We start from the raw sequence: 25,278 nt of genomic DNA on the forward strand, positions 1-25,278 counted from the left end.
CCTCAGCCGCCGGGCAACGTCGGGGACCGGGAGGGCCAGGTGGACCACGGTGCCCGACGCTCCGGGTCGGGTGCCGGACGGCGGCCGGGCCCGGGGCCGCGACGGCGCGGGCCCGGGCCCGGGCCCGGGCGCACGAGCTGGTCGGCGATCCCCAGTGGCTCGGGCGGGCACTGCACTGGATCAGCGCCTACCGCGACCGGCACGGCCACGGCCCGACCTGGAAGACGCTGCGGGAGGAAGAGGCACTGTGGCCCGCGCAGGCGTCGGCGAACATCGGGCGCATCACGCTGCTCGTCCTGGCCGGCAGCGGCCGCGTGGACGGCACGAAGATCCCGTTCGGCCTGCGGGTGCGCGAGAGCCTGGCGCCGACGGTGTGGCGCGGCCGGTCAGCCGCCCACCTCCTCCCCGCCGTGGCTGGGCGGAGGCTGGGACACAGGATCGGGCGGCAGGCCGGCGCGCATGCGGGCGGCCTGCTCACGCAGGTGGGCGCAGGCCTCGGCGGTCTGCCGGCGCAGCAGTTCGGCCGTCAACTCCGTCGCGGTGGCCGTGCCCGAACTCGTGTCCGGTTGGTCTTGTACGGGCTGTTTCATGCCTGCACACCTACCCCGCCCCGACACCGGACCACCCCCACCACCGGGCCCGTCACCACCGGACCCGTCACCACGCGGCCGTTGGACGCCGCCACCGCGCGGCCGCGCGAACCGACGGCACAGGACCGCGCGCGGGTCGGGGCAGCTGCGGGTCAGCGGCGAGGGTGCCGTCCCCGGCACGCTGATGCGGCGAGGGAGGCCGTGGCGGTGACCAGGAGAACGACGCCGAGGGCGACCAGGAGGAGCAACCCGCGGGCGACGCCCACCAGGACCAGGCCGATCGCCGCGGTTACGAGGGCTTCAGGCCCCTTCTTCCGGTGCGCGGGCGGTGCTGTCGGCCGGGGTGAGGCAGCGGCGCACGAGGGCGAGGGTGCGCTGTGTGACCGTATCGAGGGGGGTGCCGTTCTCGACGGCGGCCAAGGCGGTGTGCAGCATTCCGGCGATCAGGTCGGCCGTGAGCGCGGGCTCGGGAGCGCCGAGCTCCCGGACGGCGGCGCGGAACGGTTCGACCTGATCCAGGTGGAGTTCCATCAGCCGTTGCTGGCAGGCCGGAGGAAGGCCGGCGTTCATGAGGGCGACGGCGGGCCGGTGTGCGCCTTCGGCGCCCAGGCGGAGGCTTTCCCCGAAGAACGCCTCGACGCGTTCCAGTGGGCCGTTCGCGGTGGCGATGGCGCGGGTGAGTGCGTCGTTGGAGCGCCGGAAGGCTTCCTCTGTGATGGTGGCGAGGAGGGCTGCCGAGGAGTCGAAGTACTGGTAGACGCTGGAGCGGGCCAGGCCCGCGCGGGCGCCGACCGCCGCCGGTGTGACGGCGGCGGCGCCCTCGTTGACCAGGATGTCGATCGCCGCTCCGATCAGCGCCTCGCGTTGCTGGGCACGGTGCTCGGCGACGGTGGAGGCGTTGATCTTCGGCATGCGGGGCGGGCTCCTGGAGGGGTGGAGAGGGCCGGGAATGCGGTGTCGGTTGGCGGCCGCCCGTCAGGACAGGCGTCCGTCGACCATTTCGTACACCCGGTCGGCAGCGTCCATTATCGCCGTGTCGTGGGTGACCATGACCGTGGCCGTTCCGCGCTCATGGGTCTGTTCGGCGATCAGCCGCACCGCCTCGGCGGACCGTACCCGGTCCAGTGCCGAGGTGGGTTCGTCCACCAGCAGGACGGCGGGGAAGGTCATCAGGGCGCGGGCCAGGCCGGCGCGCTGGCGCTCGCCGCCCGACAGCTGGTGCGGACGGGAGCCGGCGCGGTGGGTCAGCCCGACGGCTTCGATGAGTTCGTCTGCGCGGGCCCGGGCAGTGGTGTCGAGGCGTCCGTCGATGTGCAGGGGCAAGAGGAGCTGTTCCCTGACGGTGAGGGAGGCCAGCAGGTTCGACTGCTGGAAGACGAAGCCGATGTGGCGAAGGCGGGCGGCGGTGCGTTCCTTGTCCGACAGGGCGGTCAGCTCGGTGCCGGCGATGTGCACGGTGCCCGAGGTGGGCCGCTGGAGGCCGCCGGCGACGGCGAGGAGGCTGGACTTGCCGGATCCGGAGGGGCCGACGACGGCGACGAACTCGCCGGGGGCGACGGTCAGGCCGACGTGGTCGAGGGCGGTGACGGCGGTATCGCCGTCACCGAGGGTGAGGGTGACGTCGTCCAGGCGCAGCCCGCCGGAGCGGTCGGTGTCCGCGGCGGCCTGGTGGTCGGTGGCGGGTGTGGTCATCGGGTGGCTCCCAGAGCGGTCAGGGGGTCGACGGCGGTGATGCGGCGGACGGCGACGACGGCGCCCACGGTCCCGAGGACGATGAGGAGGCCGGAGGAGGTGGCGACGGCCGGGGCGGAGAGGGAGAAGGGGGCCTTGCCGATCATCGCGCTGCCCAGGGCCAGGCCGACGGCGGTGCCGAGGGCCGTGGCTCCGACGAGCACGGCGACGACCTGGGCGAGCGCGTCGCGCAGGATGTACCCGGTGCGGGCGCCCAGTGCCTTCAGCAGGGCGATCTCGGGCTTGCGCTGGACGGTCCAGACGGTGAAGAACGCGCCGACGACCAAGGCGGAGATGACGTACAGGAATCCCTTGATCAGGGCCATGGTGCTCGACTCGGCCTCATAACCGGGGGACGCGTCGAACGTGGCCTCCTTGGTCTCGGCGAGGGTCCCGGTTGCCTTTTCCGCCGCGGCGACGTCGGTGCCCGGCTTCAGGGTCAGGGCGACGGCGGTGGCCTGTCGGCTCGCGGCCTCGGGCAGGTCGCCGGGCAGGCCGTAGTGCAGATGCCGCCACGTGTCGAGGTCTGCGTAGACGACGCCGATGTGGCCGTAGGAGACGGTCTCGTCGACCAGTCCCACGACCTTCAGCCGCACCTCGCTCTTGTCCGCGGTCAGCTCATCGCCGATCTCCACGCCCAGGTCGGCGATCTCCCGGGTGATCACGATGCCCGCACTGCCCTCCTTCAGGCCCTCACCCTTGTTCAGGCCCTCACCCTTGCCGGGGCTGGGTGCCAGGGGTGAGTCCGGTGCCATGCCGAAGACGGCGAGGTTGACCTGCTCGCCCTTCATGGCGCCCTGGGTCACCTGGGCATTGGCCAGGGTGTTCCCGAACGGCTCCGCGCGCTCCACTCCTGGGGTCTTGGACCAGGTCTGCCAGTCCTCCTGGTCCACGGTCGAGCGGGAGAACTGCTCACTGGTCGCCTTCTCGTCGAAGGCCAGGTGGGTCACGGGCAGCGCGCGCAGCCCGGATATACCGGCGTCCGCCAGACCGGAGGCGAGTCCGGACAGGAGGACACCGAGTACGGCGACGAGCGCGACCACCGCGCCCATCAGGGCGAAGCGACCGCGGGCGAAGCGCAGATCGCGTAGGGCAAGGAACACGGAGCTCTCCGAGCGAGGAAGGAAATGAGGACACGACAGGCTGGCCACGCCGCCTCTTTACCTAAACTTGACGACGCAGATGTCGGCATCTTATCGGATGTTGCCGACGCGCCTGTCGGCATGTTGTTGTCGCGCACGTCGGCCGGATCCTCCCCGCCAGGCCGCCCCTGTGCGGGTGCGGCCCGGCTTCGCCTGGGGTTGCACCCGGTCCGCAGACCGGCCGGATCGCTCGCGGGGCCTGGTCGCCGAGCTGTTGATCACGACGTCGGAGCAGGTTGAAGAAACCGCCGTCACGCCCCGAGAGCCGGCGGACCGCCGTTTGCCGCAATGGATGCAACCCCCTCAAAAGGGACATGTGTTGCTCCCTTCGCGGAACTCCGCCCGGCGATCCGGTGGTTCCCCTCCGCGCCTCAGGTCGTCACCGGCGGCGCAGCGCGTCCGGTCTGCCGGGAACGGTGCGTTGGTCAGGGACCGGGCCCGTGCGCGGGGCTGTGAAGCTGTCCGGCCGGCCGGGGGAACGGGCCGGGTCGCCGCCGGCGACACCGCGGCCACGAGGCGGGCCGTCAGCAGGACGATGGCGAGCGTCCTGGTCTCGGCGCTCGGCGACTCGCCTTCATCGCCTGGAGGCGCTGCCTCTCGGGTGTGTGCCCGGGCCGAGCCGGTGCCACAGGCGGCTCAGGACCCGGTAGGTGAAGGCCAGGGCGACGAAGACCGCGGCGCCCACGGTGGCTTGGAGGGTGATCCGGTCGGTGGCCCACCGCGGGTTCGGCAGGAAGATGCCCCAGAGCGCGCCGATGGCGATGATGCCGTGGCTGACGATGCGCCACGGTCGCCAATGGATGGTGTTGTCGAACCAGCTCCAGTTCGACGGCCGGAAGGCCATGTGAATGGAGTTCGTCAGCACGAACGAGACGAGCGCCAGGACCATGGGCCCGAACATGCCGATGACCAGCAGGGACCCGATGCTGTCCTGCAGATGTCCTCTGCTCCATTGGAGGGTGGTGAGGCTACTGGAGACCAGGTCACCGAGCCGGCGCTCCATGAGGGCCCCGGCAAGGGCCACCGGCACCGCCGGTACCACGAACCAGTTCTCGCCGCCCTGGCGGATCCAGTCCCGGACGACGATCTGACCGAGCGCCGTCACCACCTTGGCGGCCTTCATGAGGGGCCGCAGCAGGACGCTGGCGTTGTGCACGCGGACCGCCAACGGATGCAGGTCAGTGTCCCCCGGCGCAAGAATCTGCGGTCCGTACGGGCGGGGCGACCACTCGGCGGGGGACGACGAGGAAGCCCCCGCCCCCGGCAGCTGGCCGACGACCTCGCCGACGCGTCCCCCGGCGGCCTGTCCAGGCGCCGGGACGGCCTCGGGCCCCGCCGTGCCGGACTCCTGCAGGGCCCGAAGGTCACGCTCCAGCCGCCGGATCTCTTCCTGGGCCCGCTCGGCCTGCTCCCGGAACAACCTCACCTGGGTCCCCGAGAGCTGCTCCCGAATCCGCAGGGCCTCCTGAACCTCGATCTGGACCGCGGCCTTCAGGTCGGCCTGGCGGATCTTGTAGTCGCTCTCCGCCCGCTCGTACGTCTGCCGCGCCTCCTCCAGGTCGAGCTCCAGCTGAAGGACGCGGTGCTTGGCGTCGGCGAGCTCGGCCCGGGTGCCGGCCAGGTCCGCCCGCGTCTGCGCCAGCACCTCCACCTCCTCGACCGTCGTGATCGTGACCGCGCCCTCCAGGTCGACCAGGATCCGCTGCAGGCGCTCCACCTGTTCCTCGGCGGCCGCCAGGCGCGCCTCCAGCCGGGCGCGCACCGTGGCCGCCAGCGCCAGGTCCCGCTGGGCCTCCTCCGCCTTCCGGCGCGCCACCTGCTGGACGCTCGGCCTCACCGGCTTGGCCTCCAGCACCGCGACCACCAGCGCCAGGCCCTCCAACTGCTCGTCCGCCGTCACGACCGGCCGGCCCTCCCGGCCCCAGACCCTGTTCACCCCCTCGCACAGCCGCGACACCTGCTCCTCGGACACCCGCTCGCCCTGGAGCAGCCGCGACAGCAGCGCCCCGTCGAACCCCATCCGCCGCGCGGCACCGCCCTGGCTCGGCGCCGGAATGCGCCCCAGCACCCGCCGCAGCCACACCACGAACGCGCGCTCCTGCGCGGTCGCCTCCGCGCGCAGCGGCCGGGTCTGCCAGCCCTGCGGGAGCGCCGGCAGCTCCGCCGGGGCGAACAGGTCCGGCAGCCGCTCCCCGGCACCGTCCTGCGATTGGTCGGTCATGCTCCCCCTTCGCCCGTCACCTCTCCCCCGCAGCCCTCCTGACGGCCCGAAGCCTTGCCAGGCGGCTTCCTGCAACACCTCGCGACGCCGTTCTGTGGATTCCGGGACGGCGAACCGGCCGCCGCCCCGGTACCGATCCCAGAAGCCCGGACGATCAGGGGAAGACCAGAATGCCCACCCACCACAAGATCACGCAGCTCCTTCGCCGACTTCGCCGCACCACCACCCCGACAACCGCCCCGACGACCATCACACCGGCCGCCAAGGCCTCCGTACCGGCCGCCCGGCACAGCAGCGACCTGGCCACCGCCACGGCACGCGGCACGGCCGCCGGCATCAGCCGAGCCGTCACCACCTGGCTCCTCGACCGCTGGAGCGACTGACGCCCGCGCCATGCCGGCCTCTTCCGCCGAACACGGGACGGACCCGCCCCGTGAGACCACCCCCAGCAAGCGGGGCCCTCCCACAACCCGGGCCCCCACCGACCCCTGGCGAAAGCCGCGCAGGCGGCAACTCGATCGGGCGGCCCTTCCACCAGAGCGCCCTCGGGCAGCGGCGGCCCACGGCAGGATGAAACCCAATCCGCCCATGGAGGAACAACCGTGACCCTGCATCCCGACCAGTGGGGCCTGCTCGAAGAACCCGCCGCCGCCCACAACGCCCCCGCCGGCGGCCGGCGGGACGGCCGGCGCGCCGGCCCGTCCATGGGTGGGGACGGCCTCGGACGACGGTTCAGCAGGTCGCGCCGGGTGTGACCTGAGCACACGCGAGGGCCTGCTCGGTCAGCTGGCGCAGTTCCTCGTCCTGGAGGATCGCCTCGTAGCCGTCGAGTTGGGACAGGCGATGCTGCGACTCCCGGACCGCCAGTAGTGCGTCCCGGATCGCCGGGCTGATCTCGCCGATCCGGATCAGGCCCTGGAGCGCGTCGCGGAAGGATCCGAAGCTGTCGTCGCCGTCGGCGATCGGCAGGACGAACTCCTCCAGGACCTGAACGGTCGGCTGCGTCCGGCCGGTGATCGACCACAGGGTCGTCGCGGCGGTGAGACGCCGCCCCTGGGTGCTGTTCTCCAGGATGAACCGGACCCGGTCGGCATAGGGGGCGGCGCCGAGGCCGAAGCCGGCCAGGGCACCGATCGGCCAGTATCCGGGCGCCTCGGACGTCATGACCGCGTCGCCGACCAGCCGCAGGGCCGCCTCGCGGTCCTCACCGATGCACGCGGCGGTCATGGCCACCCACGGCAAGCCGCCCGGGGAGTCCAGCACCTCCCAGGCGCGCACGGCCGGCTCAGCAGAAGCGGCGGCCGGCCCCATCGCCCGCAGCACCCCGAGTACAGAAACCGAAGCCCCGGTGACGGCAAGCAGCGGCAAGAGCTCCGGCAGGGCCGGCAACGCGTCCTCGCCCCAGGCCTCCAGCACCGCAAGGAACGCGTGGGGCGCGCCGCCACGGGCCCCGCCTTCGCGGATCGCCTCCCGCAGCGCGGGCAGCAGGACGTCCGCGTGCGCGCGCAGCGGGATCAGCACGTCCTTGGTGTCCGGCCGTCTCGGATCATCGAGGCAGTAGCTGCGGCTCTCCTCCTCCTGCGCGCGTAGTTGCCGGATGAGTCCCGGCAGGGCGCGCGGGTCGCCTATCCGGGTCAGTGCCCAGCGGGCGATCTCGCCGACCGTTCCGCCGAGGTACTCGTCGGCCCCGTCGTCGTCGAGCAGTTCGGCGAGACGGTCGGCGTACGGGGCCGACACCGGGCCGAGCGCGGCGAGGAGGTTCGCCGCCCGCAGCCGGACGGCACCGTCCGGATCGTCCAGCAGGGCGCCCGCCAGCGGAAGGACCACGGGTGCTGCCGCACGCCGTCGGGTGAAGAGGTGCCAGGCAAGGTCCAGGGCCGCGCGGCGCAGCAGAGTGTCCCGGCTTCTGCCCGCTGCCTCGGTCAGCCGGACGACGAAGGACAGGTTCGCCTCGAGGTCGTGTTCCAGGCGTCGGGAGATCCACCAGAGCACGTGCTCGCGGTTGCAGGAAAGTCCGGATTCCGTTTGGTACCACGTCTCCTCGAACCGTGGCCGTACCGCAAGGTCGGCGAACACCTCCACCAGCCGGTCCAGGTGCCGGACCGCCAGCTCCCGGTCCAGGCCGGCCGAGGCGTAGACGGCCGCGACCCACAGCACCGGATCCTCCCCAGCCAGCACCTGCGCCAGCACGGCCCGAACCGCCTCAACGGCGCCCTCGTCCGTCTCCGGTGCGGCTGCGGCCTCGCCGAGGGCGAGCAGCACCGGCAGCCGAACAGCCGCTGCCGTCTCCACCCGCCACCGCTCCAGCAGCCGGGCGATGCCGCCCGCGAGCGGGATCGCCGACTGTCGTACCACCGGATCCGCGTCCGCGAGCAGGGAGCGCGCCCCGGCCCAGTCCTCGTCCGCCGCATCCGACCCGTTCATGGCCACCAGCAGCTCGACGAGGGTGACCCGCGAGCCCATCGCCGGGTCGGCGGCGAGCGCCACGACGAACGGCAGGGCGGCTGCCGCCGCGGACGACGTCTCACCGTTCCACGCGGTCAGGCACTCGAACAGCGGGGTGCTGTCCTCCTCCGTCGCCCCCGCTCCTGCCAGGGCGAGCCGGCGCAGCATCCGCGGAACGTCCTCCACCGGGTAGTCCGGATCCGCCGTCTCAAGCCGCTCCCACGCCACCGCGTCCAGTGCTTCCAACGACATCCCCGTCACCGTCATCTCGCCCACCACCACGCCGTCCTGCTCGTCACCGGCCGTCATCGTCCAGGAAACCCGCCGGCCTGTCGCCCGAATTCACTCCACCTCAACTGCGGGACACTGCCCCGCCCGGAGAATCCCAGCGGTCATGGCTCGGGCCGTGTCTGCTGCGGGTGGCAGGTTCGGCCGGTCGATGACGTCGAGCAAAGGGATCCGTCCACGGAGTACGCAAGCTCGGCCGAGCAGGCCGCCGGCCGGCGGGTAGCGTCATTCCAGGCGTGGCATGTTCGGAGCTGTCGACGGTGTCAGGGACGAGACCGAGAAGGTCGGCCCGTGCGAGGCCCCCGCTGGCGGGCGACTCGCTGAACGTCGTCCGTCAGGGTGAAGCACTGTGGCGAACGGATCACCGGTGCCCGCAGGAGCGGTGATCGGGGGTTGGGTGCGCGGTTCGGCGGGCGGGGTGGTTGCCGCGGGCTCGGGAAGGCGGATGCTCCGAACGACCTGGGGCGAGTGCCTCGTACGCCTCCTCCAGGTCGTGGGCGGGTCGGAACTCGACGAAGTCCGGTGGGATCAGGAACTGGGTCTTGTCCGTCGGGTCGAGGTGGTGGTGCCCGATCTGGAACGCGGCGGCCAGGGCGAACATCCGCTGCCACTCGGTGGCGCGCGGGTTGAACACGCGCAGCTTCACCGTCCGGAGGATCTGCGCGGCGTGCTGCGGGCGTCGATCCGCAGCCACTCCACCGGCGACTTGCGGAGCCGCCCAGCGCGTCCGGTGCTGCTTTGCTCTCCTCCGCTGGCACTGCCCGCCGCAAAACCTGCGACCGAAGAACAGCAGGGCCGGAGCGGGCCGACAGCCGCAGGAGGATCGGGAGGATGATCACGCGGGAACTGCAGGCACCCCACCCGACGTCAGGGGTAGTTGTACGGTTACCAAACGTGATGCGTTGCAGTCAGGATCGGACGATTCTTCGGGGGAGGGATCTGCGGTGAGCGGATTCGAAGTGAATGTGGATGAGATGCGAGCGTCCGCGGGGCTCGTGCGCACCATCGGGGACGATCTCGCGGGTCCGGTGGACACCGCCGTCAAGGGGGCTTCTTCGGCTGCCGGGCTGTTGGCCGGCTGGTCTCTGGCGGGCGGTTTGGAGCAGTTGGCGTCGGGCTGGGGCGGGCCGCTTGCGGCGCTGCGCCAGCGGTTGGCGGACACGGCGGCGAACCTGGAAGCCACCGCTCAGAACCACCAGTGGAACGACCAGTCGATCGCCGACACCTGGAAGGCGCAGGGGGCCCGGTGAGCAACGTCTACGCTCTGCTGCTGAAGTTCGATCCGCACGTCCTGCATGACACCGCGAAGGGTTGGCGGGGTCTGTCCCATGCGGTGGAGGACGCGGGCTCCAGGCACCGGGGGAAGGTGAACGTTCCCCTGCACGGGTCCTGGAAGGGTGACGCGGCCCAGGCGGGTTTCAGGACGATGGCGCGTACCGAGCAGTTGCTGGACCTCGTGCGGGTGGAGGCGGAGGCTGCCGCCCTCACGTTGGACACCGTTGCCGACCGGATGTTCCAGGCGCAGACCAATCTGGCGAATGCGGTGCGCAGGGCGCAGGAGCAGGGCATGCGGGTGGGCGCCGACGGCACCGTCGACATGCCTGCGGAGGACGCCGCCGATCGGCACGATCCTGACGCGCAGAATGCCCGGCGTGTGCTGGCGGGCCTCAAGGGCGAGCTGCAGCTTCGGATCGATGCCGCGCTGAGGGCCGCGCAGGAGGCCAGTGACCAGGGGAACGCGGCACTGGGCCGCCTGGATTCCGGCATCTTCGGCCAGGCCCGGACGGCCGGGGCGACGAGTGAGGCCGGCAAGGACGTCCGGGCGGTGTTCAAGGACCTCGGGCTGACGGATGCCTCGCTCCCTGACGGGAAGGATCCCCAGCGGTCGGCCGACTGGTGGAAGTCGCTGACGCCCGAGCAGCGGGACACCTACCTCGCGCTTCACCCGGGGGAGATAGGTCGCCTGGACGGGCTGCCGACGACGGTGCGTGACGAGGCCAACCGCCTTGTCCTGGGCCAGCGGATCTCGGAGATGCAGTCGGGCACACCCTCGTCCCTCGGGCTGAGCGACGAGGAGTACCGCAGCCGCCGGGCCGCGTTGGAGGAGATCCGGCGCAAGCTTGAGGAGAGTGACGGCAACGACGAGCCGCACAGGATGTTCCTCCTGGGCATCGAACCCGACAAGCACAACGGCCGGGCGATCGTCGCAACCGGGAACCCCGACAATTCCCAGCACACCGCTGTGTTCGTCCCCGGCACCGGCACTGTCCTGGCCGGCGTGCCCGGACAGATGGACCACATCAGGAAACTGCAGAACATGGCGAACGACGAGGCCGCGGACGGGGAGAAGGTCGCGGTGGTGTCCTGGCTCGGGTACGAGACTCCCGACTGGACGGACGGCAGCGTCGCGAGCGCAGCGCGGGGGGATGCCGGTGCCGAGGACATGCGTCGCTTCACCAACGGTGTCCGGGTCGCGCAGAGCGACAACCTGTGCGGCCACCTGACCGTCATCGGTCACAGTTACGGCACCTACGCGGTGGGGTCGGCCGCCCGCGGGGAGGGCGGCCTGCACGTGGACGACATCGTCTCCCTCGCCAGCCCCGGGATGGGCGTCGACAACGCCTCCGAACTCAACATCGATCCCGGCCATGTCTGGGTCGGCACGGCCCGCAACGACACCATCCAGGAGGTCGACACGGCCCTGGGGAAGCAGCCTCTGGACGGGAACTTCGGCGGACAGCGGATCGAGGTCGACACCAGCGGCCACGGCGGCTACTGGAAGGACGACAGCGTGAGCCTCCGCAACCAGGGGAAGATCATCGTCGGAAGGCCGCCGATCATCTCCCCGAAGCTCGCGTACTGATGCCGCCGCCCGCCTACCCGAGGACAACCCCAGCCATGGCTTCGCACAGCAGCCGGTCGACGACCCCGTTCGCCAGGGCCGGGCGGCGCGTCCTCGCCGCCGTGATCCTGACCATCACTCTTGGAGCGTGCATGTCCGCCCCCGGCACCGGCAAGGACGACCCCCTGCCCGTCAAGGACAAGAAGGACGCCCAGGCCTGGGCCCAGCAGATGACCGAGCACATGGCCCAGAGCGCCGGCCTCCAGATCGACCCGGCCAGCATCAGGCCGCTCTTCACCGGCTGCGTCGGCAGGAACGGCGAGAGCGCCCCCGACGACCGGTACACCCTCATGTACAGCGTGAAGAGCACCGTGCCGCTCGACCAGCATCCGGAGGCCGTCCGCAAGATCCGCGACATGGCTCAGAAGGAAGGCCTCACCATCACCGGCTACCGGGAGAGCGCCGACGGCAAACCCGAGGCCTTCGTCAATGCCGAACACCCAAGCGACTACTCCCTCACCGCCTCCACCTCCGGCGGCCAGGACCGTATGTACCTCAGCGTCGTCACCCCCTGCCTGGTACCACCGGCATCGCCCTCCCCCACACCTTCCTGACCGGGTGTGTCAACTTGAGGGCAGATCTGCGGACCGCCGACGCGAGCCTGGTCCGCGAGCATCCCGATCAGCTGGTCGTCCACCGCCCCGACGGCAGAAGCATCCACGGTGTCAGTCGTCACGCCGGTCACTGGTGAAGCCTCTTCCCCAGGCCAGCCATCCGGCTACCTGGCAAAGCGGGTGATTCTCCGTTAACCGACTTCATGGCGCTGCCAGCACCTGGTGCTGCCCCCTGGCCGGGATCCCGCTGCCGCGGAGCGGGCCGGGCGGTCGGGTGGCCGGGATCCCTACCTGGCCACGCCGGTGCGCGAGCCCTGCCGGGCGGCAGCCGGACCCGGGCCGGCTTCCAGGCAGGCACCGGCCCTCAACAACAGGCCCCGGACGCGGCGCAGGTGACGGGTCACCTGCGGGAGGAAGGTGCCGCGGAAGCGGTCGGCCGCCCGCAGCTCGGCGGCGGCCTGGTCGAGGAGGTCGCCGGCCTTTCGGATGGCGTGGCCGCGGGTACTGGCCCGGTACTCCCCCGCGAGGGCTTGCGCGGTGTCGGCGAGCTCGCCGGCGCCGGGGTCCTCGACCGGATCCGCGCCGAAGAAGACCAGCGCGGCTGCCAGCTCGGCCAGTAAGTCGTCCCTGCGTACCATCCACCACGAACTCACGCTGCGATCATGCCCCATGACGGGACGTATCGAAGCGTGAACAGGTCAACCCACCCTACGCACAAGGACCCCGAACGGCGCAGCACCCGTGCCGACCGGCCCGCCGAGCAGCCGGCCGTCGCCCCGGGACAGCAGCAGCATGCGCGTCGGCCGGGCGGGCACAGTGACCCGTCTCAGCGAAGTTTCACCATTCTCAGCAGAGCCGCTGCCGGGGCAGAACGCCGCGCCGGTCAGCAGCGCGGCGGCCCTGCGGGAGCAGGGGGCGACCGAGGCCCAGGTCGAGGCGGCGCAGAGCCCGTCGGCGGTCTCGGCTGCCGACTGGCACGGCTGCCCGGCCGGCCAGGCGGACAACCGCTGGTACTGCTTCTACGAGGACTCCAACTGGGGCGGGCGCCGACTGCAGTGGATCGACCCCCACTGCAACAACGGCCCGAGCTACTTCGGTGACTACGGCTTCCGCGACAAGGCCTCCGGCTGGTCCAACACCACCCAGAACCCCGGCCTGACCCGACATGGTGTGGCGGCGGCCGGCGGCCGCCGCCACACCCGCGTCTACGGTGCCTGCTGCGCCACCAGGTAGGCGTCGTACCCGATCACCGAGGGCACCGGCACGTTCAGCTTGCCGGCCGACTCGGTAAGGGTCTTCTCCTGTCCGAGCAGCTGCCCGGACACCGGGTCCACGATGAACGTGTAGCGCGTCGGCAGACCGCCGGCCGCCGAGTCCGCGGAGAACGCGACGCCCGGCCGGCCGGCCCGGTCGACAACCTCACCACTGACCGCCATGCCCGGCAGAGCGGCCAGCAGCCGCAGGACCGCCGCCCGCTGCCCGGGCGACAGAACCCGTTCGGTGACCAGGTCGTGAACCGCCTCGGCAGCACCCGCCGGACCGTCGATCCCCGGTGTGCGACTGCGCAGCCAGGCTCGCAGGGCGTCCGCGCTCTGCGGCACCTCGCCCCGCAAGGTCTCCTGCGGCACCTGCTCCGTCGCCGAGGCCGGGCCCTCGTCCACCAGGAAGCGCGTCAGCTTCGCGCCCCCAGGTGACCGGACCAGGTCGAGCTCCTCCGGCATGACCTTCGAGGACGTACCGCCGGCGTCCGTCCTCGTCCACAGCGCCCACTGGCGCCACCGCAGATGCGACTGCCCCCCGGCCGCGCCATCCGGCAGGCCTTCGACGCGGCGCGCGATCTCCTCCAGCTGCGCCGCCGCCCCCGAACCGTCCCCGGCCGTCAGGTGGTAGGTCAGCGCGGGCGGCGTCGCCGCGAAGGCCGCGGGCGTTGCCCCCGGCCACACCAGCACCGTCCCCGCCATCACGGCACTCACCGCCACCCCGGCCACTGCCAGGCGCAGCCGGATTCGTGCGCGCGGCCGTGGGTGGCGGAGGTTCTGTGCCGCCGCTTCGTCGCGGAGGATCCGCTCCAGGCCGGCTTCGGCCAGTGCCGTGTCCCCTGCGATGTCCGCTGCCGGGTCGGCCGGCCCCATCAGGTCCCTGACGCTCTTTGCCGTGTTCACCGTGCTCCCTCCGCACTCGTCCTGCTCGCTCTTCCGATCAAGTCCGCTCGTCCGTCCGCGCCGCCTACCTGGGCCATGGCCCGGGCCAGTCGTGTCCGGGCCCGCATCAGACGCACCGAGCACGTCGGCGCCGAGCAGTCCAGGACGCGGGCCGCCTCGCGGACCGTCAGTCCCTCCCAGCCGATCAGGGCCAGCACCTCCTGGTCAGCCGGGCGGAGCGTCGACCAAGCCCGGTGCACCGCCGCCCGCTCCGTGACCGTCTCGCCGATGTCCCGGGCGTTGGCGGCGGCCGTGACCGCCATGCCCCGGTGCGCGTCCTCGGCGCGGCCCTCCTTGCGCCGGTGGTTGGCCACCGCATTGCGGGCCACCGTGTAGAGCCACGGCAGCGGCGCCTGGGCGGGAAGCGCGTCGAAGCGGCGCCACGCGACCGTGAAGACCTCCGCGGCCAGGTCCGCCGCGTCGGCGGCCCCGACCCGTCGGAGCATGTAGCGGTACACCGCGCCGTAGTGCTCGCGGTAGACCTCCCGGAACTCTTGCCGCTCCCCCACCGTCCCCCCTCAACTAGGCTGTCTCACCCTGTCTATGTCTGCATCGCACCGGATCTAACACCCGAGCCCGCGTCACCCACGGTCGGGTTCGTCCCCCGCGAGGTGCCGAGTTTGGAAGGCCCGCGCCAGCCGGCGGCGGCTGCGTTGCCCTGTTCGGTCGCGCAGCCGCCCTCCACGACGGACACAATCCCGGTGAAAGGTGGGCCAGGACGTACCTCGACATCGCCTTCTTCCGCCCCTACCCGGACGGCAACGCCCGCCTGGCGCTGCTGGTTCTCGCCCACGTCCTGGAGGTGGAAGGAGTACGCCTGGACGAAGTGGGGCCGCTGCGGACCACCCGCTACGCGGACGACCCGGACGGCGCCCTCGGCCTGGCGGCTCTGGTCACCGTACTGATCCGCGCCACTCACCGCCGGGCAACCACACGGTGGGAGAAGGCTCCCGCCGGACCGGACAGGCGAGCACGTTCAGCGCTACGCCGCTGATCACTTACCCAACCCGTGTACGCCGACACGGTGGGCCGGCCGCCGCGGGACCGCACGCGGCGCGGTGGTGCGGGTGCGGGTGCGCTCCAGCCAGTCGGCGATCCGGTGCAGGGGGCGTCGTCGAGGCGGGCGAGGTGCTGGACGGCCTGGTGGTCCTCGCCGTGGAGGTCGTGGAGGCCGGCGCGGGCGAGGGCGCTCAGGACGGCCTGGGCGGGGGTGTCGGCGGCGGCCAGGCGCTCGCCGTTCCCGCGTGCCGGGCGAACCGTCCTCCCCTGATGAGCCTGGTATGCCGTCTTCCTCCCCGCCGTCCTGGCGCGCTCGTCGGCGGATCCGGCGGCGCCAGCACGTGGGTGGAGCGACCTGAAGCGGTCAGCCGGTGTTGGGCCGGGTCGCGGTGACCTGGCGGAGGAACTCGGTGTTGCTCATGGTCTTCCTCAGCCGGTCCTGGAGCAGTTCCATCGCCTGCTGGGTGTCCAGGCCGTTGAGCACGCGGCGCAGTGTCCAGGTTGCGGAGGTGCGGACGGGGCCGAGGAGGAGTTCCTCGCGGCGGGTGCCGGAGGCCTGGACGTCGACGGCGGGGAAGATGCGCTTGTCCGCGAGCCTGCGGTCCAGGCGCAGCTCCATGTTGCCGGTGCTCTTGAACTCTTCGAAGATCAGGTCGTCCATGCGGGAGCCGGTGTCGACGAGGGCGGTGGCCACGATGGTGAGGGAGCCGCCGTTCTCGATGTTGCGGGCGGCGCCGAAGAACGTCTTCGGCCGGTAGATCGCCGCGGAGTCGAGGCCGCCGGTGAGGGTGCGGCCGGAGGCGGGGGCTGCGGTGTTGTAGGCGCGGGCGAGCCGGGTGATCGAGTCGAGCAGCACGACCACGTCGTGGCCGAGTTCCACCAGGCGTTTGGCGCGCTCGATGGCGAGTTCGGCGACGGTGATGTGGTCGCGGGCGGGCCGGTCGAAGGTCGAGGCGATGACCTCGCCCTTGACCGAGCGCTGCATGTCGGTGACCTCCTCCGGGCGCTCGTCGACGAGGACGACCATCAGGTGGGCCTCGGGGTGGTTGCGGGTGATCGCGTCCGCGACGGCCTGCATGATCATTGTCTTGCCGGTCTTCGGCGGGGCGACGATCAGAGCGCGTTGGCCCTTGCCGATCGGGGCGATCAGGTCGATGATCCGGCCGTTCAGCTGCCCCGGGTCGGTTTCCAGGCGCAGCCGCTGCTGCGGGTGGAGCGGCGTCAGCTTGGTGAACTCGGGGCGGTCGTGGGCCTGGTCGGCGGCTCGGCCGTTGACGGTGTCGATGTGGGCCAGGGCGGGGCGGCGGTCACCGTTGCCCGGGGCGCGGGTCGCTCCGGTCAGTACGTCGCCGGGTCGCAGGGCGAAGGTGCGCACCTGGGCCAAGGAGACGTACAGGTCGTCCGGCCCGGCCTGGTAGCCGGAGGTGCGCAGGAAGGCGTGGTCGTTGCGGATGTCCAGGATGCCGGCGGCCGCAACGAGGTCGCTCTTCGGGGTGGATGTGGCCTGGTGCGGGCGGCGGCCGGCTGGTGTCCGCTGTGACGGTACGTCCGGTGAGGTGCGGGGACCGGGGGCGCCGGCGGGTCGGGGGTTCGTGGCCGTACGGGCGGTGGCGCGTTTGGCGGTGATCGCTTCGACGAGCTCGCCCTTGCGAAGCCGCGCGGCGCCCGGGACGCCGAGGGTGGAGGCGAGTCGGTGGAGTTCGGCGCGCAGCAGGCCGTCCAGCGCGGGGTGGCCGGCGACCGGTCCCCGCAGGGCGGTTCGGGATGTGGTTGATGGTTCGGTTGCGGTGCTCATGAGAGGGTCCTCCCCCTGGAGGTGGTGTCGAAGGGCGGCAGTGCCAGGTGGGCCGTGCAGTTCCAGGCGCGCCGGAACGCGGTGGTGTCCCGGCAGGGCCGGCTGCGGCATGGTGGGCGCGGTTGCGGCACGCGACCTGGGCCTGCGCATGGTGCGACGCCGAAAGCCGGTGTCGCCGTGATCTGCGGTGCGGTCTCCGTCGGCAGGAAGTGCGTCTGCCGTTTTCTCGACCGCGACGAGTTCGCGGGAGGGAGTGGAGTGCTCCGTTGCCGACCATGGTAGCAGGGCCCGTCGATCGCGCCCTTGGGATTGGGCGAAGTGGGCCGCGGCGACGATGAGCGCGGCGCTCGACGGGGCCGGTGCGAGCGCTACGCCGCACTGCACAGGCGGGACCGATGCTCGCTGTCCCGGACCGGGCGCGGACCTGGGCGGCGACGGCGTCCAAACAGGTCCCATGCCCCCTGGCCGCCGCGGGCGGCGGCCAGGGCGTCCAGGTGGGCCAGGCCGTCCTGAGGGCGGCCTTGAAGGAATCGGCGTCCGGTCAGCGCCACTGGTAGGAGGTGCTGGTCATCGCTGGAAGGAGCAGCGGGCCGCCGGCGACGGTGTCGGGTCGGGCCGGGCCGGGCCGGGCCGGGCCGGGCCGGCGGCGGTGTCGGGTCGGGCGGCCTGGTCGAGGGCGCCGGCGATGTCCGGGCAGAGGTGGAGGCCGGCCGCTTCCGTCGGTGGCAGCCACTCTGCCGGGTGGGTCAGTCAGCCAATCGTTCCAGGTTCGACATGCGCCCGTTCGTACCTGGGATGAACGGGCGGAGCGTCAACCGGTCGGTACTGGGAGCTGCCGGAGTTGGTGGCGCGCCGGCCATCTCCAGGAACTGGTCGAAAGTGATCATGATTTCGGCGGCCGGGACGTTCGGGTCCTTGTAGTAGACCAACTCTGCGACGGCATCGTAGTTGGTGAGCAGGACGGCATGGGCCGTTGCGCTCAGGCCCGCCCGTTGTGTCCAGTCCAGGAGCGCGGCCCTGCCCGCGTTGGCGGGAACGGCCCGGAAATCGCGGATCGTCTGGCGGTCCTGAGCGGTGACCGTTTGGCTGGTGAACCGCTTGCGCACGGTCATGTACTGCGGAAGTTGCTGCACTTGGGCCATGGCCGTCTTGGCGTCCTGCCTGTCCAAGGCCCGGTCCTGCGATGTCCCGTTCGGCGGGGAGATCACTTGCTGGCCGGAGTTGAGGATCGTGTTCACCTCGTCACCGTCGGCCGACACCAGGGTCAGGAGCAGGGCGGATTTGGCGATCGCCAGGTCGAACAGCGCGATCACGTCCGGTTTCCGGAGGTCCTGCTGGAGAGGGGAGATCGAGCGGGCGAAGGCATCCCGCTGGCCCTCCACCGCGACCACCGTGCCGATCGTGTTCTGCAGTTGTTGGAACGAGACCGTGTCACCCGGCAGGCCCTGGACCATCGTCCTCATGCTCTCCAGATTCTCCCGCATCATCTGCACGCCGGTCGCGCGCCTCTCACCGCCCGTCTGCGCCGCCCGGGCGTTGCGTTCGGTGCTGGTGGGGAACGCCCGCATCGCCGCGTTGAGTCCGGTGGTCGGCAGACCGTAGGCGTTGGCCATGGCTTCCAGCACGTACAACCAGCACGACGGGCCGACCTGACCGATCAACCTGGTCTCGCGCACGGTGGGAGCCAGTTGCAGCGACCCGACCCCCGCCGCAGACGCTGTTCGATCCCTGTCGATGCTCGTATCGCGGGGCGCGGGCGAGCGCATGACGCGGGTCGCGTTGGCCTCGGCCTCGCGCTCGAACCGGTCGGAGGGGTCGGACACCTTGAGGCCCGCTCCGTTGTCGGCGCCGGCGACGGCCCCTTGGCGTTGCTGGACGACGTGGGTGAGTTCGTGGGCCAGGGTGTGCTTGTCACTCCCGCCCGGGCCGATGACGACGTGGTGGCCGGAGGTGTAGGCGCGGGCGCCGATCTCGCTGGCGGAGCGCTGGGCGACGGTGTCGTCGTGGATGCGGACGTTCGTGAAGTCCGCGCCCAGGCGGGCCTCCATGTCCGTGCGGGTGGCGGTGTCCAGGGGGTGGCCGGTGGAGCGCAGGACCTCGGGGACGGCGGAGCGTTGCACCGGGGCCTCGCCGGTCGAAACCTGCTGACCCGACCGGTGTCCGCATCCGGCGTCGTGCTCGTGCCGCTGCACGGCCGGCGGTATGTGTCCGGCCTGGCGGAGCATCTGCACGAGCGCCGCGTTCCCGACGCTGCGCTGCAGCGAGAGGAGCGACATCGGACCGAAGGATTCGTCGGGGCCTGCGGACGCGGTGGGGCGGCGCGCCGGGCGGGCGGGGGCCTCGCGGCCGGGAGCGGTGCCGGGAACGTTGTTGTGCACGAGAGGCTGATCCTTCGTCGAGGGACGGGTCACTCCTGCCTACCGTGGCGTGGCCGCGACATGAAGGGCGATTCGCACACAACCCGCGCCGCGCAGGGGCAGTCCTGTCGGGCCGTTCGGACCTGCCGTGCCGGCCCCGTGGGCAACGGGCTGTTGGCTCGGTGTCCTCGGTGTTGCCGCACGTCTACGCTGATGGGGCCCTGAGCGGCTCCATCGCGGGGCCCCGCAGGGTCCTCCACACTCGGCGGATGAGCGATGATCCCGATGGTCGGCGACTTCAGAGAACTCGGGCACGGCAGGCCGGACGGGCCGTCGCTTCGGGCGGCCGCGGGCGTCGGGGAGCCGGCCCATGCTCGTGAGCTGATCCAGTACCTTCACGACGGTGTGGTTCTGGCCGCAACGGCTGGATTCACGCATGACGTCCTCAGCCCCGGCAGGACCGTCATCGGTGGGCTCTCCCTGCTGACCGATGGGCGATGGCTTTGGTACTCCGACCTTGCCCACTACGTCGAGCACCATCATGTCGCTCTCGACCCCCGGTTCGTCGCCCATGCGCGGAGCCGAGGTTGGACTGTGCCGCGACTCGGGCGCCAGGACCTGCTCGACATCGAAGCCGCGCTCTTCGACGACGCCGCCGCGGACTGACACCGCACTGCTGCACCTCATTCCGCGGCCCGCGCCAGAGGCTGTGGGCCGGGCCATGACGCCGGCCCGCCGCGAGCGAGTCGCCGGAGCACGATGCCGGTCGTCGCCCGGCGGATCATGGTCTCTGTCCGCCCGAAGCCCGCTCGACCGAACCGGCCACCACCAAGCAGACACGGGCACCACCTGCTGTCCCGTTTCGCGACCTCCGGGACCTGCTGATGAGCCTGCCGGCGGCGAAATCCCCCGTGCGCCCGGCCGGGTGCGGCGGGTACGGTCCAGCGGTGACCCGTCGAACGCCCCCGCGCCCGCTGCCCGTCGAGGAGCTCTTCCCCGAAGTGGTCCCGTTCCGCCGGGAGACCGTGCGACTGCACCCCCGACGGGGCGAGCCGGCGCCCGGCGGCAGTTCGCTCGGCGGGCCGCTGCTGTGGCCCGCCGCGGAACCATGGCCGTCGTGCCCCGAGCACTCGCCGTCGCCCATGGTCGCGGTCGTCCAGATCCACCGCGCCGACGTACCGGACCTTGTGCCGTTCCCCACCGGGTGCGACCTGCTCCAGGTGCTCTGGTGCCCGCTGTACCACGGGGACCGCTGGGTGGTACCCGCGGTGCACTGGCGGTCGGCGGCGGCCGTCGGGCCGGTGCGGCAGGCCCCGCCGGCGCCCGCGCAGGCGGGGTACGGCAACGTGCCACGGCCGTGCGTCCTGCACCCCGAACTGGTGACGGAGTACGCAAGTTGGGACCTCCCGCAGGAACTCTGGGACGAGTTGGAGGACCGCATCGACCGGGTGCAACGGGAGACGGGCTGGGACTACCAGGACCACCTGTCCACCGCGCCCGGAACCAAGCTCGGCGGCTGGCCGGGCTGGGGTCAGGATCCCCGGTGGCCGTGCTGCCCGGGCTGCCGGCGGCCGATGGACCACCTGCTGACGGTGGAGAGCACCGAGGAGAGCGACCCCCGGTGGGCGTGGACCCCCGCCGAGGACCGCGACCGCGGCTTCGAGGGTGCCGACCTGAGCCTCGGCGACCTGGGCGGCGTGTACCTCTTCGAGTGCCGGAGCTGCCCGGACCGCCCGTTCGCGCACCGCTTCGACTGATCGGGGATACGGCCGGACCAGCCCGGACAGGCCCCGGGCGGGCGTCGATCGCCCAGGAACGGGAAGCCCGGCATGGTCCAGCCGGCCTGCTCCTCCAGGCCCCCGGCGGCGGCCGGGGCGGGGACGGCGGGGGCCGCTCCTGGCGGCCTGGGCCGGGGCGCCGCTGGACCAGCCCACCGCTCTGTCGGGCGGTCAGATGCTCCAGCTGTAGAGACCGCCGCCCGTGGTCACCGCGGACGCCGCGAGCCGGGCCACGCCCCGTAGGACCGCCAGTAGGTCGTCGTCGGTCATGTCGTCTCCGTCGTCCTCCCTGAGCCGTGCGGTCCACCGGTCCGCCAGCTCCTCCAGCTCGCCAGAGCTGGCACCCGCCAGGGCCCGGGTCAGCCGCCGAGGTAGCGCGAGCACCATGATGCCGTCGTTGAGCAGCGTGGTCACCAGCTCCGGCCATGCCCAGCCGTAGAGTTGCTCGCGGGAGGGCGGCTGGGCGAAGGGCTGCTCGAAGTACGCGTCCCACTCGACGATGGCCGAGCCCGGGTCGACGAACCGGCAGGACACGGACTCAAGGGCAGGACCAGGCCCGCGCAGTCGCGTCGCAGCGGCAGTCTCGTCGTCGGGCGCGAGGAAGAACACTATGTCGTGGGCCATCCCAGCATGATGGCAGCAGATCGAACAGCGCCCGCTCGGCCTCCGTAGGCCCGTGGAGTCGGTGGAGTCGGTGGAGTCGGTGGAGTTGCGGGCTGGGGGCTGCGGGCGCGCAGGCCCGCCCCGGGGGCGTCAGCCCGGCTTGCTGCGCGCGCTGGCGGGGCCGGACCGGGCTCGGCGGGTGCGTGCCGGTCGGGTGGCGGACGTCCGGGCGGGTGGCTTCCTCGGCCTGCGGGGTGCGGGCGGCAAGGCCCGCCTTCGCCGTGGCGGCCGCCGGCTCCGGGATCCCGCGCCCGCGCACCAGGCCCTGACAGACGGTGCACCAGAGCGGGCTCGCCGGACCGTCCGAGTAGACCATGCCCTCCGGCGGCCGGTGGTGGACGCCGCACCCCAGGCACTCGAAGACGTACCTCGCCCGACGACCACCGCCCCCGCGCCACCGCACGCGCTGCGGGGCGACCAGAACCGCTCCCGGTGGAACTGACCTGGGCCGAACGCCGTGCGGCCTGCGTGTGAGCCCTCGGCCCCGCGCCGGAGGCCTGCACCAGGGCGTCGGAACATACAACAATGGGGCCCTGGCCATGAACGAGCCCGCCCATGCGTGCTCATGCGCTCGACGAGAAGCAGAGGTGTGCCGACCAGTGGGACGGAAACCCGTGAGGAAGTGGTCATGAGCCGGTCTCTGCGGCGCATCGAGGAGATTTTCGGCGATCCCGTACGGGCGGTCGTGCCGCCTCCGTGGAACCGTTCGGCCGCCGAGGCCGGCATCGTCCTACCACGGGACTACCGGGCCTTCGTGGACCGCTACGGGTCCGTCCGGATCTGCAACGACCTCCTGGTGTGGACCCCGATGGTGCAGTTCGACCCGCAGGGCTTCACAAGGTTCGTGCGGGAGACCAGGTTCGCCGAGGAGGACGTCCTGCTCGCCTACGAGGACCGGGAGGAGGAGATTCCCTTCGAAGTCCGCGCGGTTCCGGAAGGCCTCCTCGCCTGGGCGAACAACACCAAGGGTGACTACTGTTTCTGGCACATGATCGGCATGGACCCCGACGCCTGGCCGGTGGTGGTGTGGATCCAGGACGACCTCCGGTGGGACGTGGTCGACGCCACGACGACGGACTTCCTCGCCGACGTGATCACGGGCGCCTACGACCTGGCGGGGGACATCCTGACCCGCATCAAGGACGCTCCACTGTGGAAGCACGCCGGGGACTGGAACGGGCGGTTCTGAGCCATGGGGACAGAGCACCGGCTGTGCGCCTCACCGCGTGGGCACGGACGGCCACGTCGACTCCACGTCGACTCCCGTGACGGCGTCACCGGCGGCTTCTGGGGCGCCTGGACGGAGATCCCCGGGGGCCTGACAGGTGCCAGGGCGATCACCGCCGGTGTGACCGGTAGGCCCAAGGTCCACGTGCAGGTCACCGGCGCCGACGGCATGTACGGACCAGGACGCCGACCACGCCGACCACGCCGTCAACGGCTGGACGACCTGGAGCACGATGGACAGCACCAACCTGAAGGCCATCGCCGGCACCGGCCACCGGCAACACCGCGCACGTCCACGCCGTCAACGGGAACACCCAGCTCTACACCCGCGACGCCAACTACGGTGAGCCGCCGGACGTGTCATCAGGTGAGCCGGAGCGTGAGCACTCCGCCGTCGTGTCCGACGACCAGGTCGGGGCCGGCGGCGGCCAGGCAGGTGACCGCCACGTCCAGGGCCAGGTGCTGCACCGTGCCGGTCCCCGGTTCCCAAACCCGCAGGCTCCGGCCGGAGTTGCTGCCGGTGACCAGGACGGTACGCCCGCCGGGGAGCGTGGTGGCGGTCATGGCCGTCAGGAGACTGCCCGGAGCGTCCGTGGGCAGCCCGTCGCCGACCGGGGTGCCGGTGGTGGGGTCCCACAGCATGACCACGCCGCGGCGGTCCCCGGTGGCCACCAGGTGACGGTCGTGAGCGGCTACGGTCGCCACCAGAGCCACCCGGTGGCGGTGGTCCTCCCGTACCCGCTTGCTCGGCGGTGTCGCGGCCCCGGGCTCCCAGGCATCGTCGACGGCCGGATCCCACAGGTGGACGTCACCCTGGGCGTCCGAGGCCGCGACCAGCGTATGCCCGGGCGAGATCGGCACGGCGGCGATCGATTCGATCGCCCGGCCGGTGGGGTTGAGACGCGCGAGGGGCTCGCCGGTCCGCGGGTCCCGCAACCGGACCGCCCCGCGCGGAGTAGCGGTGACGAGAAGGGTCCGGCCGTCCGGGACGGCCACGGCGCACATGCCTTCCACGGAGCCGAGCCAGTTGGCGAGGGGCTCGCACAACGGCTGCCCGGTGCCCGGGTCCCACAGGACGAGCGTGCCGTCCGCGTGCCCGCTCGCCAGGACGAGGGGGCCGTCGGGCAGCCGAAGGGCCGTCAGCGACCGGACAGGGTTGGGATGTGCCGCAAGCGGCGCGTGGACGAGCCGACCGTCGGCCACGTCCCGCAGGAACACCGTGCCGGTGTCCCCGGCCGCCGCCACCAGCGTCGGCCCGGCGGGCGAGGACACGACCGCGAGCGCGTTGACGCCCTCGCCGGAACCGGGCGCGGACGCGGAGCCGGAGAGGACCCTCACCCGGCCCCGGGGCGTGCGGTCGGCCGCGAGCAGCACGCCGCCCTCCGGCCGAAGCCCTGCCCCCGGCTCGCCGGTGCGGCCCGCTTGCGGGGCCGATGCCCTCGACGGGCCCGACCAGCCGTCCTCCGTCCGCACCCGCCCGCGTGCGTCGTGGGGGCGGGCGCCGTCGGGGTCCTCCACCAGGCAGTCGGCGATCGCCCAGGTCTGCTCGCAATCCGGGCACCGGAAGTCTCCCGTCAGCAGCATGAGCTTGCGGGCCCACTCCTTCCCGGCCCAGTCCGGGGTGCCCTTGACCGCCACCATGGCGGCGACCAGGCACAGGACGGCCGGCCCCGGGGTCCCGGCGGGCACACCGGCCGCCGCGACCGCGCGGGCCACCCGCAGGAAGGGCTCCCACTCCTGCCCGAGCACCCCGTCCGCCAGCGCCGCGGCGACCTCACCCCAGACGGGCCCGTCCGGGGGCGCCGCCGCGGGATCCGGCAGCCCCGGTGCCTCGAAGAGCGGACGTACCGGGTCCACGAAGAAGTCGGCGATCTCGGTCTCGGACTCGCAGCCGGGGCAGGACAGCACGATGCTGCCCTCTTCGAGTTCTAGTGACTGCCACAGCACCTCTCCGATGCGGTGGCCGGCGAGAGCCGCGCAGGAGAGCGCGAGGTACGCGCACTGCGCGGCGGACGCTCCGGCCGTGAGGTACCCGCGCACCGCTGCCTGCGCGGCCAGTCGAACAGCGGCCGTGAACCCTGCTTCGAGGTCGGCGGGAACCGGCTTCGCGGGCTCCGCGGTCACCATGAGTCCCAGGTCCACCCACAGGCCCACGTACCGGCCGGGCGACGCCGCAGCGACCTCGACGAGGTGCGGCAGGACCGCGAAGGCTCCGCTGTAGAGGGTCTCCTGCTGGAGCAGGCCGTCGAGGACGCGGCTCCACGGCTCCTTCCAGTCCTCCCCTGCGCCGGCGGCGCCCGTGGTTGCCATCGCCTCCAGAACCTCCTTCAGCTCCTCGACCGACACGCCGTCGAGGTCGCGCCAACGGGGGCTGTCCAAGGGCAG

Annotated in this window: 22 protein-coding genes and 2 pseudogenes; 9 read left to right on the forward strand and 15 right to left on the reverse strand. The window is 72.2% G+C overall.

Annotated features, from left to right (window positions below):
* Window positions 1-386: 386 nt before the first annotated feature.
* The 5 genes from J2S46_RS39975 to J2S46_RS39995 form a co-directional block, all read right to left on the reverse strand.
* Window positions 387-590 (reverse strand): hypothetical protein, encoded by a 204-nt coding sequence (locus J2S46_RS39975; RefSeq protein ID WP_191293341.1) that lies wholly within the window; start codon window positions 588-590, stop codon window positions 387-389.
* Between the two features lie 300 nt (window positions 591-890).
* A complete protein-coding gene (locus J2S46_RS39980) occupies window positions 891-1,502 on the reverse strand; it encodes a TetR/AcrR family transcriptional regulator (RefSeq protein WP_191293340.1) in 612 nt (203 codons plus the stop codon).
* A gap of 63 nt (window positions 1,503-1,565) precedes the next feature.
* A complete protein-coding gene (locus tag J2S46_RS39985; protein ID WP_191293339.1) occupies window positions 1,566-2,282 on the reverse strand; it encodes an ABC transporter ATP-binding protein in 717 nt (238 codons plus the stop codon).
* A complete protein-coding gene (locus tag J2S46_RS39990; RefSeq protein ID WP_191293338.1) occupies window positions 2,279-3,424 on the reverse strand; it encodes an ABC transporter permease in 1,146 nt (381 codons plus the stop codon). Before J2S46_RS39990 ends, J2S46_RS39985 begins: the two co-directional genes overlap by 4 nt.
* 613 nt (window positions 3,425-4,037) lie before the next feature.
* Window positions 4,038-5,684 carry a hypothetical protein gene (locus J2S46_RS39995; protein WP_191293337.1) on the reverse strand — a complete coding sequence of 549 codons (1,647 nt, stop codon included), beginning with the start codon at window positions 5,682-5,684 and terminating at the stop codon, window positions 4,038-4,040.
* A gap of 170 nt (window positions 5,685-5,854) precedes the next feature.
* Between J2S46_RS39995 and J2S46_RS40000 the strand changes: the two genes are divergently transcribed.
* A complete protein-coding gene (locus tag J2S46_RS40000; RefSeq protein ID WP_191293336.1) occupies window positions 5,855-6,067 on the forward strand; it encodes a hypothetical protein in 213 nt (70 codons plus the stop codon).
* A gap of 219 nt (window positions 6,068-6,286) precedes the next feature.
* Window positions 6,287-6,439 carry a hypothetical protein gene (locus J2S46_RS40005; RefSeq protein ID WP_191293335.1) on the forward strand — a complete coding sequence of 51 codons (153 nt, stop codon included), beginning with the start codon at window positions 6,287-6,289 and terminating at the stop codon, window positions 6,437-6,439.
* On the opposite strand, the gene J2S46_RS40010 is transcribed toward J2S46_RS40005, so the two are convergent.
* Window positions 6,417-8,438: a hypothetical protein gene (locus tag J2S46_RS40010; RefSeq protein WP_191293334.1), complete on the reverse strand. Its 2,022-nt coding sequence runs from the start codon at window positions 8,436-8,438 to the stop codon at window positions 6,417-6,419. The genes J2S46_RS40005 and J2S46_RS40010 overlap by 23 nt on opposite strands.
* 340 nt (window positions 8,439-8,778) lie before the next feature.
* Window positions 8,779-9,063 (reverse strand): hypothetical protein, encoded by a 285-nt coding sequence (locus J2S46_RS40015; RefSeq protein ID WP_191293333.1) that lies wholly within the window; start codon window positions 9,061-9,063, stop codon window positions 8,779-8,781.
* Window positions 9,064-9,361: 298 nt separating this feature from the next.
* Here J2S46_RS40015 and J2S46_RS40020 point away from each other — a divergent pair, with 298 nt between their 5' ends.
* From J2S46_RS40020 to J2S46_RS40030, 3 genes are read left to right on the forward strand one after another with little or no spacing between them, the layout of a single operon-like run.
* Complete coding sequence (locus tag J2S46_RS40020; protein WP_191293332.1) at window positions 9,362-9,667, forward strand: hypothetical protein; 306 nt, start codon at window positions 9,362-9,364, stop codon at window positions 9,665-9,667.
* Window positions 9,664-11,280, forward strand: a complete 1,617-nt coding sequence (locus J2S46_RS40025; protein ID WP_191293331.1) for an alpha/beta hydrolase — start codon at window positions 9,664-9,666, stop codon at window positions 11,278-11,280. Before J2S46_RS40020 ends, J2S46_RS40025 begins: the two co-directional genes overlap by 4 nt.
* Before the next feature lie 35 nt (window positions 11,281-11,315).
* Complete coding sequence (locus J2S46_RS40030; protein WP_191293330.1) at window positions 11,316-11,873, forward strand: hypothetical protein; 558 nt, start codon at window positions 11,316-11,318, stop codon at window positions 11,871-11,873.
* 287 nt (window positions 11,874-12,160) lie between these two features.
* On the opposite strand, the gene J2S46_RS40035 is transcribed toward J2S46_RS40030, so the two are convergent.
* Window positions 12,161-12,526 carry a hypothetical protein gene (locus J2S46_RS40035; RefSeq protein WP_191293329.1) on the reverse strand — a complete coding sequence of 122 codons (366 nt, stop codon included), beginning with the start codon at window positions 12,524-12,526 and terminating at the stop codon, window positions 12,161-12,163.
* Window positions 12,527-12,689: 163 nt separating this feature from the next.
* On the opposite strand from J2S46_RS40035, the gene J2S46_RS40040 reads away from it, so the two are divergent.
* Window positions 12,690-13,106 (forward strand): hypothetical protein, encoded by a 417-nt coding sequence (locus J2S46_RS40040; RefSeq protein WP_191293328.1) that lies wholly within the window; start codon window positions 12,690-12,692, stop codon window positions 13,104-13,106.
* Here the strand turns inward: J2S46_RS40040 and J2S46_RS40045 are convergent.
* From J2S46_RS40045 to J2S46_RS40060, 5 genes and pseudogenes are all read right to left on the reverse strand, one after another.
* Window positions 13,079-14,035: a CU044_5270 family protein gene (locus tag J2S46_RS40045; RefSeq protein ID WP_191293327.1), complete on the reverse strand. Its 957-nt coding sequence runs from the start codon at window positions 14,033-14,035 to the stop codon at window positions 13,079-13,081. The two genes, J2S46_RS40040 and J2S46_RS40045, sit on opposite strands and share 28 nt — an antisense overlap.
* Window positions 14,032-14,583, reverse strand: a complete 552-nt coding sequence (locus J2S46_RS40050) for an RNA polymerase sigma factor (protein WP_191293326.1) — start codon at window positions 14,581-14,583, stop codon at window positions 14,032-14,034. The genes J2S46_RS40045 and J2S46_RS40050 overlap by 4 nt, the downstream gene beginning before the upstream one ends.
* A gap of 854 nt (window positions 14,584-15,437) precedes the next feature.
* A pseudogene (rho, locus tag J2S46_RS40055) lies at window positions 15,438-16,721 on the reverse strand (transcription termination factor Rho); the annotation flags it as partial.
* 6 nt (window positions 16,722-16,727) lie between these two features.
* Window positions 16,728-17,324 (reverse strand): annotated as a pseudogene (locus J2S46_RS40980) (hypothetical protein); the annotation flags it as partial.
* A 290-nt stretch (window positions 17,325-17,614) separates the two neighbouring features.
* Window positions 17,615-19,246 carry an eCIS core domain-containing protein gene (locus J2S46_RS40060; RefSeq protein ID WP_229913236.1) on the reverse strand — a complete coding sequence of 544 codons (1,632 nt, stop codon included), beginning with the start codon at window positions 19,244-19,246 and terminating at the stop codon, window positions 17,615-17,617.
* A gap of 255 nt (window positions 19,247-19,501) precedes the next feature.
* Between J2S46_RS40060 and J2S46_RS40065 the strand changes: the two genes are divergently transcribed.
* Window positions 19,502-19,891: a hypothetical protein gene (locus J2S46_RS40065; RefSeq protein ID WP_191293324.1), complete on the forward strand. Its 390-nt coding sequence runs from the start codon at window positions 19,502-19,504 to the stop codon at window positions 19,889-19,891.
* 281 nt (window positions 19,892-20,172) lie between these two features.
* A complete protein-coding gene (locus J2S46_RS40070) occupies window positions 20,173-20,982 on the forward strand; it encodes a YwqG family protein (protein WP_229913235.1) in 810 nt (269 codons plus the stop codon).
* Window positions 20,983-21,174: 192 nt separating this feature from the next.
* Here J2S46_RS40070 and J2S46_RS40075 read toward each other — a convergent pair whose 3' ends face one another.
* Complete coding sequence (locus J2S46_RS40075; RefSeq protein ID WP_191293323.1) at window positions 21,175-21,627, reverse strand: hypothetical protein; 453 nt, start codon at window positions 21,625-21,627, stop codon at window positions 21,175-21,177.
* A gap of 667 nt (window positions 21,628-22,294) precedes the next feature.
* Here J2S46_RS40075 and J2S46_RS40080 point away from each other — a divergent pair.
* Complete coding sequence (locus tag J2S46_RS40080) at window positions 22,295-22,855, forward strand: SMI1/KNR4 family protein (protein WP_191293322.1); 561 nt, start codon at window positions 22,295-22,297, stop codon at window positions 22,853-22,855.
* Window positions 22,856-23,256: 401 nt separating this feature from the next.
* Here the strand turns inward: J2S46_RS40080 and J2S46_RS40085 are convergent, their stop codons facing one another.
* Window positions 23,257-25,272: a WD40 repeat domain-containing protein gene (locus tag J2S46_RS40085; protein ID WP_229913234.1), complete on the reverse strand. Its 2,016-nt coding sequence runs from the start codon at window positions 25,270-25,272 to the stop codon at window positions 23,257-23,259.
* Between the last annotated feature and the right edge of the window lie 6 nt (window positions 25,273-25,278).

The organism is Kitasatospora herbaricolor (assembly GCF_030813695.1).
In the GTDB taxonomy this organism is placed as follows: Bacteria; Actinomycetota; Actinomycetes; order Streptomycetales; family Streptomycetaceae; genus Kitasatospora; species Kitasatospora herbaricolor.